Origin of the sequence: Halochromatium sp. (assembly GCF_046541315.1) — a bacterium.
Taxonomy (GTDB): domain Bacteria; phylum Pseudomonadota; class Gammaproteobacteria; order Chromatiales; family Chromatiaceae; genus Lamprobacter.
This window is the reverse complement of the sequence record NZ_JBKHDN010000151.1, coordinates 1-7,157: the sequence shown is the minus strand read 5'-3', so window position 1 is coordinate 7,157 and position 7,157 is coordinate 1. Positions and strand designations below refer to the sequence as shown.

5 protein-coding genes and 1 pseudogene are annotated in these 7,157 nt (G+C 64.8%); 3 read left to right on the top strand and 3 right to left on the bottom strand.

The annotated features are described in order from the left end of the window. The 3 genes and pseudogenes from ACLFQI_RS10220 to ACLFQI_RS10210 form a co-directional block, all read left to right on the top strand. Positions 1 to 901 (top strand): annotated as a pseudogene (locus ACLFQI_RS10220) (M1 family peptidase); the annotation flags it as partial. 125 nt (positions 902 to 1,026) lie between these two features. Beyond that, positions 1,027 to 2,499 carry an NAD(P)/FAD-dependent oxidoreductase gene (locus ACLFQI_RS10215; protein WP_410759046.1) on the top strand — a complete coding sequence of 491 codons (1,473 nt, stop codon included), beginning with the start codon at positions 1,027 to 1,029 and terminating at the stop codon, positions 2,497 to 2,499. Positions 2,500 to 2,599: 100 nt separating this feature from the next. Further along, on the top strand, positions 2,600 to 2,800 hold the full coding sequence (locus ACLFQI_RS10210) for a hypothetical protein (RefSeq protein ID WP_410759044.1): 201 nt from the start codon (positions 2,600 to 2,602) through the stop codon (positions 2,798 to 2,800). A 142-nt stretch (positions 2,801 to 2,942) separates the two neighbouring features. On the opposite strand, the gene soeC is transcribed toward ACLFQI_RS10210, so the two are convergent. The 3 genes from soeC to soeA form a co-directional block, all read right to left on the bottom strand. Further along, positions 2,943 to 3,923, bottom strand: coding sequence for a sulfite dehydrogenase subunit SoeC (soeC, locus tag ACLFQI_RS10205; RefSeq protein WP_410759042.1), 981 nt, complete (start codon positions 3,921 to 3,923; stop codon positions 2,943 to 2,945). 39 nt (positions 3,924 to 3,962) lie between these two features. Further along, entirely contained in the window at positions 3,963 to 4,685 is a 723-nt protein-coding gene (gene soeB / locus ACLFQI_RS10200; RefSeq protein ID WP_410759040.1) for a sulfite dehydrogenase subunit SoeB, read from the bottom strand. A 9-nt stretch (positions 4,686 to 4,694) separates the two neighbouring features. After that, positions 4,695 to 7,157: sulfite dehydrogenase subunit SoeA (gene soeA / locus ACLFQI_RS10195; protein WP_410759038.1), on the bottom strand; the 2,463-nt coding region annotated here is incomplete at its 5' end.

Genomic DNA, 7,157 nt, shown 5'->3' with positions numbered 1-7,157 from the left:
TGGATCCGGGATCGATCTCGGCGCCTTCTTCGCCGCCTGGACGACACGCCCCGGCGCCCCCAGCCTGGCGCTTGAAGACGTGACCGTGGAGCCGCTCGCGGATGGCCGCTGGCGCCTGAGCGGGCGGCTCGAGCAGACCCAGGCCGCCGCGCCTTTCCCGCTGCCGGTGCCGATTGTATGCCACGATGAGACCGGCGCCGCCAGCGAACTGCGGGTGACGATGACCGAGCGCGAGGCAAGGTTCTCGACGATCCTGAACGCGCGCCCAGCCCGGATCGCCGTCGATCCGCGCTTCGACAGCTTCCGCACCCTGGCCGAGGGCGAGGCGACCACCACCCTGAGCACTCTGTTCGGCGCCGAGCGCGGCTTGATCCTGGTGCCGGCCGAGGCGCCGTCCGCGCTGCGCGCCGCCTACCGACGGCTTGCCGAGGCCTGGCGGCGCGGCCAGCCTGGCTGGTCGATCGCGCTCGATACCGAGATCGAGGATCTGCCCGCCGATCGCGCGATCTGGCTGCTGGGCTGGAGCAATCGTTGGCTGTCAACGCTGGACGCGCTCGGCACCGAGCAAGGCGCGTTTGCGCTCGATCCCGCACAACGGCGCATCAGGCTGCTCGATACCGACCACCCGGCGGACCGGATTCCGGTGCTCAGCGTGTCTCGCGGCTCGCAGCCCTTGGGCTGGATCGGCGCCGACAGCGCCGAGGCGATCAGCGGTCTGGCGCGCAAGCTCCCCCACTACGGCAAGTATGGCTATCTGCTCTTCGCGGGCTCGGCGCCGACCAATGTCGACAAAGGCCAATGGCCAGCGGGCGAGTCGCGTCTGACGCGCTGGCTCTCGGAGGCGAGACCGGCGGTGGTTTATCCGCCCCACCCCAGCTTGCTCGACGCCGTGGCTGAATAGCCTGCCGCGAGCAGCACCGCTGTTGCCAGCGACCGCCCCCGACGGAGCACTTGACCTAGATCGCTTTCCAGTGCCAGTTCCGGCTGCTAAGCTCAAAACGAAAACCAACCAAAGAGAGGTAAAGCATGTCACGCATCGTCATCCTCGGCGCTGGCATCTCAGGCCACACCACTGCGCGCTGGCTCGGCAAATGGCTCGGCGAAAAACCTGCAAGCGAGAAGCGCGAGATCGTCGTCGTCTCGCCGAACGAGAAATGGAATTGGATCCCATCGAATATCTGGGTCGGCGTCGGCGAGATGAGCGAGCGCCAGGTCACCTTCCCCTTGGCCCCGGTCTACAAGCGGCTCGGTGCCGTCTTCAAGCAGGCCAAGGCGGTCTCGATCCATCCCGAAGGCGGCGAGGCGGCCGAGGCGCCCTACGTCACTCTCGAATACACCGATCCCGCGCGTGCCGGTCAGAGCGAGACCCTCACTTACGATTACCTGGTCAATGCCACCGGCCCCAAGCTCAACTTCGGCGCCACGCCCGGGCTGGGCCCGGACGAGGGCCATACCACCTCGGTCTGCACCCCGAGCCATGCGCTGCACGCCAACGAGGAATTGCAGGCGAACATCGCGGCGATGAAGCGCGGCGAAACGCGCACCTTCGTCGTCGGTACCGGCCATGGCATGTGTACCTGCCAGGGCGCCGCCTTCGAGTACATCTACAACATCGAGCACCTGTTCCGCGACAAAGGGGTGCGCGATAAAGCGCGCATCATCTGGATCAGCAACGAGTACGAACTCGGCGACTTCGGCATGGGCGGCGTGCACATCAAGCGCGGCGGTTATATCACCAACGGCAAGGTGTTCGCGGAATCCCTGATGGTCGAGCGCGGCATAGAGTGGATCGTGCGCGCGGCGGTCAAGCGCATCGAGCCGGGCAAGCTCCACTACGAGCTGCTCGATGGCTCCGAGCACGAACTCGCGTTCGATTTCGCAATGCTGATCCCGCCCTTCGCCGGTCAGCCGATCAAGGCCTATGACAAAGGCGGTGCTGACATCACCAGCGAGGTGTTCGCCTCCAACGGCTTCATGAAGGTCGACGGCGACTACAGCCCGAAGCCCTACGAGGAATGGAGCAAGGCGGATTGGCCGAAGACCTATCAGGTGCCCAAGTACAAGAACGTCTTCGCCATCGGCATCGCCTTCGCGCCGCCGCACCTGATCAGCAAGCCGATGCAGAGCGCCAACGGCACGCCGATCAATCCGACCCCGCCGCGCACCGGCATGCCGGCGGCGAACATGGGCAAGGCGGTCGCCGCCAACATTTGCGATCTGATCAATGGCGCAGCCGAGCCCACGCACACCGCATCAATGGCCGAGATGGGCGCCGCCTGCGTCGCCTCTACCGGCATGCACATCTTCAGGGGCTCGGCCGCGACCATGACCGTCTTTCCGGTCGTCCCGGATTACGAGACCTATCCCGAATATGGTCGCGACATGAACCTGACCTTCGGCGAAATCGGCCTCGCCGGGCACTGGATGAAGTACATCCTGCACCATGTCTTCATCTACCAGGCGAAGATGCGACCGGGCTGGTCGCTGCTCCCGCACTAAGGCGATTGCCGTCAATCGCCTGAGCCGGCCGCATCCCCAAACAGCGTGATCCGCCAGTGATGCCCATCCCCAGGCCCACTCCCAGCAACCGGAGGTCGTTATGAGCAGCGATTCCAGCCCGAACGACGCGGCATCCGCGTCGACGAAGCCAAAGAATAAAGAGCCCTACCAGCAGGCCTATTATCCGCCGGTCCCGACCGGCTTTACCTGCTACCTGCGCACCAGCCTGCTGTGGCAGTTCTGGCGATTCATCGCCATCAACTTAAAGATGTTCAAATTGATGCTCAGCTCGCACCACTGAGCCCCCGCCGGAAACATTTCCGCACAACAGCGCGGTTCCCTGCCAGCCGCGCAATGTCAGAGAGGCCCGAACGACTCCATGTTCGGGCCCGTACTCGTTGGCCCTGCGGTCGGCACCGATCGCAGGGCCCGAGCCCAGACGACTAAGAAACCCGCTGGTAATACAGATTCTGCGGATGCTCGGCCTCGGCGAAGAAGTACCAGCGCTCGGCGAGCAGGCCGAGGTACTGGAGCGCGAAGGCGAGGATCGGCAGGGTCGGCGACTGGAGCACATAGGCCAACAGCACCAGCGCGATCGGCACTGGGAACACCAGCACCAAGAAGATCAGGCGAATCCGCTTCAGGGTCTCTGGGCTCTGGTGGTGGAAGAACTCGCGGGTATTGAACGAGTCCGCCGAGAAGCCCTGCGCCTTCTGCACGATGCCGCGGTGGCGGATGCCGATCGCGGTCTGCAGATTGCTGCGATGCTTGAGCTTGGCGTTACGCACCAGGGACGCGCTGCGGGTGCCCAGCCCGAGCAGCGTCGCGATCACCGCCCAGGTGCCGAAGAAGCTCACCAGATTGTTGCCGATCAGCGCCGAGTACGCCGCCGCCAGCATGAAGCCGGAGGCGGTGCCAAGGAAGATGAAGTTGGCGATCGTATAGGGCGAACTCCATTCCTGCAGGAATTTGACGCTGGCGTAGATCATCCCGGTACTGACGAACAGCGCCAGCGTGACCAGCACGCCGAGCATGCCGAACACGAAGGTGGCGTCGATGGCCAGCGTCCCCTCGCCGAGCGTGATCCAGGGCTGGGTCCAGCCGGCCCAATGAAAGACGCCGTAGAGAAAGACGATCCCCATCATCGCCGGCAGCACGATGACCTCACGCGAGAGCCAGGAGGTGCGCCACATGGCCGCCGCCCGCCAGGCGCGCTCCGGCCGCCCAAGGTGGAAGAACGAAGCGGCGAGCCCGCCCATCAGCAAGGCCAAGGAGAGCGCGCTACCCACCGCGTAGAACATGGAGGGCTGTTGCTCGACGAGCTTGATGGTCGAGTAGAGCTGGCCCGTGAACAGGGCCAGAAAGAGACCTTGACCCGCGCCGATGAGGGTGGTCAAGAAGATCACGGAGAAGGCTGGATGCATCGGGGTTGCCTGTCGAGAGTCGGAGTGCGAAAGCGCGCGTTACCAGGTGACGTCTTCCATCGTCTCTTCACCGTGATAGACGGTGATGTCTTCCTTGGTCAGCGGATTGTCGGAACGCTGGAGATCCTCTTCGGTGATGTGCATGCGGGTCTTCTGGCGCGGCAGGTAATGATTCGCGGGATTGGTCCCCCACTCCGGCATCAGCGCATAGCCGCCGCGCTCGCGGATCGCCACCGAGACCTCGGAGTCGGGATCATGCACATCGCCGTAGAGCCGGGCATTGGTCGGGCAGGCGATCACGCAAGCCGGCTTGCGCTCGGCCTCGGGCAGGGTGTGGTCGGCGATGCGGTCGATGCACAGGGTGCATTTCTTCATCACCTGTTGCTGCTCGTCGAGTTCGCGCACGCCATAGGGGCAGGCCCAGGAGCAATACTTGCAGCCGATGCACTTGTCGTAATCGACCAGCACCACGCCGTTGTCCTCGCGCTTGTACGAGGCGCCGGTCGGGCACACCGGCACGCAAGGCGGGTCTTCGCAATGCAGGCAGCTCTTCGGGAAATGCACCGTCTCGGTGCTCGGGAAGCTGCCGATCTCGTAGGTCTGCACGCGGTTGAAGAAGGTGCCGGTCGGGTTGGCGTCGTAGGGGTTCTCATCCACCATCGGGCCCGCCCAGCCGGAGGTGTTCCACTGTTTGCAGGAGGTCACGCAGGCATGGCAGCCGACGCAGACATTGAGGTCGATGACGAGGGCGAGTTGGGTCATGGGTCTATCTCAATGCTGATGACTGTTGCCAAAGAGACCGGCCACATAGGCCTGCCAACGCTGCTTGGGTCGCGCGAGCTGTCCCGGCAGCGGCTTCATCGGTGCGAATTGCGGCTCGGTCACCTGCGTCCCCTGCGCCGTGGCCTTCTCGATGCGCACGCGCGTGTCGAACCAGGCCGCTTGGCCGGTGAGCGGGTCCGAGTTGGACAGGATCTGCTTGCCGTCGCTGCTCACCACCGGCAGTTCCTCGCTGATGATGTGGTTGAGCAGGAAGCCCTTCTTCGACTCGTCCGCGCGCGCACTCAGTCCCCAAGCGCCCGCCCCCTTGCCGATCGCGTTCCAGGTCCAGACCGTGTTCGGCTCGACCGCCTCCGAGTAGCGGCACATGCACTTGACCTTGCCGAGGTGCGATTCGACCCAGATCCAGTCGCCATCCTCGATGCCCCGCGCGATCGCCATCTTCGGATTCACGAACAGGTAGTTGTGGCTGTGGATCTGGCGCAGCCAGGCGTTTTGGCTATCCCAGCTGTGGTACATCGCCATCGGCCGCTGGGTCAGCGCGGTGAGCGGGAAACGCTTGGTGTCGACGCGTTGCGTCTCCAGCGGATCGTAGTAGAACGGCAGCGGATCGAAGAAGGTCTCGATCCGCTCGCGATAACGCTCCGGCGGCTGGCGCCCCGGCCACTTGCCCTGCGCGGCGGCGCGGAAGCGCTGGAGCACCTCGGAATAGAGATGCAGGGTGATCGGCTCCGCCCAGCGCGTCATGCCGTGCGCGCGCGCCCAGTGCAGATAGCCCTTGTTCCAGTTGCGCATGTACTGGTAGCTGCGCGGCAGTTCATAGTGGAACACGCAATGGTTGGCGGCGTATTGCTCCCACTGGTTCGGGTTGGGTTCGCCCTTCAGCGCCTTGTCGCCATGCTTGCCGCGATAGCCGGCCAGGAAGCCGATCCCGGAGCCGGGCGAGGTCTCGTAGTTGACGACGAAGTCCGGGTAGTTCTTGTACTTCGCCGAGCCGTCGGCGTTGGTGAACGCGGGCAGCCCGAGACGCGCGCCAAGCTCGATCAGCACATCCTGGAACGGCCGGCAGTCGCCCTTCGGCGGCAGCACCGGCAGGCGCACCGAATCGACCGGGCCGTCGAACTCGGAGATCGGCCGATCGAGCATCGAGAGCACATCGTGGCGCTCGAGATAGGTGGTATCCGGCAGCACCAGGTCGGCGAAGGCGACGGTCTCCGAGGCGTAGGTGTCGCAGACCACCAGGAACGGGATCTTGTACTCGCCGTTCTCGTCCTGGTCGGTGAGCATGTTGCGCGTCTCGACCGTGTTCATCGCCGAGTTCCAGGCCATGTTGGCCATGAACAGGAACAGGGTGTCGATGGGATAGGGATCGCCACGCCAGGCGTTGGTGATGACGTTGTGCATCAGGCCGTGAGCGGCGAGCGGATACTCCCAGGAGAAGGCCTTGTCGATGCGCACCGGCTCGCCGGCGTCATCGACGAACAGATCCTCCGGCTTGCCCGGCCAGCCCAGCGGCAGCCCGTCGAGCGGGGTGTTCGGCTGCACCGCGTCGGGGCTGTGCGGCGGCTTCGGGCAGGGCGGGATCGGCTTCGGGAACGGCGCCTTGTGGCGAAAGCCACCGGGCCGGTCGATGGTGCCGAGCACGGTCATCAGGATGCTCAGCGCGCGGATGGTCTGAAAGCCATTCGAATGCGCCGCCAAGCCGCGCATGGCGTGGAAAGCGACCGGGTTGCCGGTGACGCGATCGTGCTCCTGGTCCCAGGCATCGGTCCAGCTGATCGGCAGCTCGATCTTATGATCGCGCGCCATCACGCCCATCTCGTGCGCGAGGCGGCGGATGGTCGCGGCCGGGATGCCGGTGATGCTCTCGGCCCAGTCCGGGGTCGAGGACTCGACCCGCTCCTTGAGGAGCTGGAACGAGGTCTTCACCGGCGTGCCATCGGGCATGGTGTAGCTGCCGAGCAGGCGCGGATCGGCGCCCTCGCTATGGGTCAGCACCGCGCCCCGATGGCGATCCCACCAGAACTTGTCCTGGGGATCGGTACAGCCGCGGGTGACATCGATGTTCTCGTCACGCACGAACATGCCGTGATCGTCGCGCGCGGGGTCGTCGATGACCAGCTCGGCGGCATTGGTGTATTGGATCAGGAAATCGCGATCGAAGAGACCAAGCTTGAGGATCTCGTGGGTCAGGGCGAGGAACAGCGCGCCGTCGGTGCCGGGCTTGATCGGCACCCATTCATCGGCGATGGCGCCATAGCCGGAGCGCACCGGGTTGATGGCGATGAAGCGCCCGCCCTGGCGCTTGAACTTCGAGATCGCCATCTTCAGCGGATTCGAGTGATGGTCCTCGGCGGTGCCGATCATGATGAAGAGCTTGGCGTGATCCAGATCCGGCCCGCCGAACTCCCAGAACGAGCCGCCGATCGAGTAGATCATGCCGGTGGCCATGTT

What these genes read in the sequence shown, in the direction of transcription:
- soeC (WP_410759042.1), bottom strand. Translation starts at nt 3,923, where the DNA reads ATGCATCCAGCCTTCTCCGTGATCTTCTTGACCACCCTCATCGGCGCG.
- soeB (WP_410759040.1), bottom strand. Translation starts at nt 4,685, where the DNA reads ATGACCCAACTCGCCCTCGTCATCGACCTCAATGTCTGCGTCGGCTGC.
- ACLFQI_RS10210 (WP_410759044.1), top strand. Translation starts at nt 2,600, where the DNA reads ATGAGCAGCGATTCCAGCCCGAACGACGCGGCATCCGCGTCGACGAAG.
- ACLFQI_RS10215 (WP_410759046.1), top strand. Translation starts at nt 1,027, where the DNA reads ATGTCACGCATCGTCATCCTCGGCGCTGGCATCTCAGGCCACACCACT.